Below are 3,118 nucleotides of genomic sequence, written 5' to 3' on the forward strand. Positions count from 1 at the left end.
CCTGTCGAGTGCTGATTTCTGGTCTTTTGACCGGTAGAAACATCGTTCTTTAAAAATTTGGATATGTGATAGAAGTGACTAACAGCGTGTATCACTGCACGTTGTTAATCAAGGCAAAATTTGTAGTTCTCAAGACGCAAATTTTCGGCGAATGTCGTCTTCACGATTGAGACAGTAACCAGATTGCTTGGGGTTATATGGTCAAGTGAAGAAGCGCATACGGTGGATGCCTTGGCAGTCAGAGGCGATGAAAGACGTGGTAGCCTGCGAAAAGCTTTGGGGAGTCGGCAAACAGACTGTGATCCAGAGATCTCTGAATGGGGGAACCCACCTAGGATAACCTAGGTATCTTGTACTGAATCCATAGGTGCAAGAGGCGAACCAGGGGAACTGAAACATCTAAGTACCCTGAGGAACAGAAATCAACCGAGATTCCCTAAGTAGTGGCGAGCGAACGGGGACTAGCCCTTAAGTTGGTTTGAGTGTAGTGGAAGGCTCTGGAAAGTGCCGCCGTAGTGGGTGATAGCCCCGTACACGAAACGCTCTTATCAATGAAATCGAGTAGGACGGCGCACGTGAAACGTTGTCTGAACATGGGGGGACCATCCTCCAAGGCTAAATACTACTGACTGACCGATAGTGAACCAGTACCGTGAGGGAAAGGCGAAAAGAACCCCGGAGAGGGGAGTGAAATAGAACCTGAAACCGTATGCGTACAAGCAGTGGGAGCCTACTTTGTTGGGTGACTGCGTACCTTTTGTATAATGGGTCAGCGACTTATATTCAGTGGCGAGCTTAACCGAATAGGGGAGGCGTAGCGAAAGCGAGTCTTAATAGGGCGCTTTAGTCGCTGGGTATAGACCCGAAACCGGGCGATCTATCCATGGGCAGGTTGAAGGTTAGGTAACACTGACTGGAGGACCGAACCGACTACCGTTGAAAAGTTAGCGGATGACCTGTGGATCGGAGTGAAAGGCTAATCAAGCTCGGAGATAGCTGGTTCTCCTCGAAAGCTATTTAGGTAGCGCCTCGTGTATCACTGCTGGGGGTAGAGCACTGTTTCGGCTAGGGGGTCATCCCGACTTACCAAACCGATGCAAACTCCGAATACCAGCAAGTGTCAGCACGGGAGACACACGGCGGGTGCTAACGTCCGTCGTGAAAAGGGAAACAACCCAGACCGTCAGCTAAGGTCCCAAAGTTATGGTTAAGTGGGAAACGATGTGGGAAGGCTTAGACAGCTAGGAGGTTGGCTTAGAAGCAGCCATCCTTTAAAGAAAGCGTAATAGCTCACTAGTCGAGTCGGCCTGCGCGGAAGATGTAACGGGGCTCAAACCATACACCGAAGCTACGGGTTCACACTTAGGTGTGAGCGGTAGAGGAGCGTTCTGTAAGCCTGTGAAGGTGAGTTGAGAAGCTTGCTGGAGGTATCAGAAGTGCGAATGCTGACATGAGTAACGACAATGCGAGTGAAAAACTCGCACGCCGAAAGACCAAGGTTTCCTGCGCAACGTTAATCGACGCAGGGTGAGTCGGCCCCTAAGGCGAGGCAGAAATGCGTAGTCGATGGGAAACGGGTTAATATTCCCGTACTTCTAGTTACTGCGATGGAGGGACGGAGAAGGCTAGGCCAGCACGGCGTTGGTTGTCCGTGTTTAAGGCGGTAGGCTGAATGCTTAGGTAAATCCGGGCGTTCAAGGCCGAGAGCTGATGACGAGCGTTCTTTTAGAATGCGAAGTGGTTGATGCCATGCTTCCAGGAAAAGCTTCTAAGCTTCAGGTAACTAGGAACCGTACCCCAAACCGACACAGGTGGTTAGGTAGAGAATACCAAGGCGCTTGAGAGAACTCGGGTGAAGGAACTAGGCAAAATGGCACCGTAACTTCGGGAGAAGGTGCGCCGGTGAGGGTGAAGGACTTGCTCCGTAAGCTCATGCCGGTCGAAGATACCAGGCCGCTGCGACTGTTTATTAAAAACACAGCACTCTGCAAACACGAAAGTGGACGTATAGGGTGTGACGCCTGCCCGGTGCCGGAAGGTTAATTGATGGGGTTAGCGCAAGCGAAGCTCTTGATCGAAGCCCCGGTAAACGGCGGCCGTAACTATAACGGTCCTAAGGTAGCGAAATTCCTTGTCGGGTAAGTTCCGACCTGCACGAATGGCGTAACGATGGCGGCGCTGTCTCCACCCGAGACTCAGTGAAATTGAAATCGCTGTGAAGATGCAGTGTATCCGCGGCTAGACGGAAAGACCCCGTGAACCTTTACTATAGCTTTGCACTGGACTTTGAGCTTGCTTGTGTAGGATAGGTGGGAGGCTTTGAAGTGGGGACGCCAGTTCTCATGGAGCCATCCTTGAAATACCACCCTGGCAACCTTGAGGTTCTAACTCTGGTCCGTCATCCGGATCGAGGACAGTGTATGGTGGGTAGTTTGACTGGGGCGGTCTCCTCCCAAAGAGTAACGGAGGAGTACGAAGGTGCGCTCAGACCGGTCGGAAATCGGTCGTAGAGTATAAAGGCAAAAGCGCGCTTGACTGCGAGACAGACACGTCGAGCAGGTACGAAAGTAGGTCTTAGTGATCCGGTGGTTCTGTATGGAAGGGCCATCGCTCAACGGATAAAAGGTACTCCGGGGATAACAGGCTGATACCGCCCAAGAGTTCATATCGACGGCGGTGTTTGGCACCTCGATGTCGGCTCATCACATCCTGGGGCTGAAGCCGGTCCCAAGGGTATGGCTGTTCGCCATTTAAAGTGGTACGCGAGCTGGGTTTAGAACGTCGTGAGACAGTTCGGTCCCTATCTGCCGTGGACGTTTGAGATTTGAGAGGGGCTGACCTTAGTACGAGAGGACCGGGTTGGACGAACCTCTGGTGTTCCGGTTGTCACGCCAGTGGCACTGCCGGGTAGCTATGTTCGGAAGAGATAACCGCTGAAAGCATCTAAGCGGGAAACTTGCCTCAAGATGAGATCTCACTGGGAACTTGATTCCCCTAAAGGGCCGTCGGAGACTACGACGTTGATAGGTTGGGTGTGTAAGCGCTGTGAGGCGTTGAGCTAACCAATACTAATTGCCCGTGAGGCTTGACCATATAACACCCAAACAATCTGCCCTCG

The 3,118-nt window shown here is 51.9% G+C and carries 1 rRNA gene; it reads left to right on the forward strand.

Annotation, left to right across the window (positions count from 1 at the left end):
- The first annotated feature begins 199 nt into the window (after positions 1–199).
- Positions 200–3,093: ribosomal RNA gene (locus ACSVIK_RS25940) — 23S ribosomal RNA — on the forward strand.
- Positions 3,094–3,118: the final 25 nt, after the last annotated feature.

The sequence above is a fragment of the Pseudomonas sp. NCHU5216 genome, from assembly GCF_052156495.1.
Classification (GTDB): domain Bacteria; phylum Pseudomonadota; class Gammaproteobacteria; order Pseudomonadales; family Pseudomonadaceae; genus Aquipseudomonas.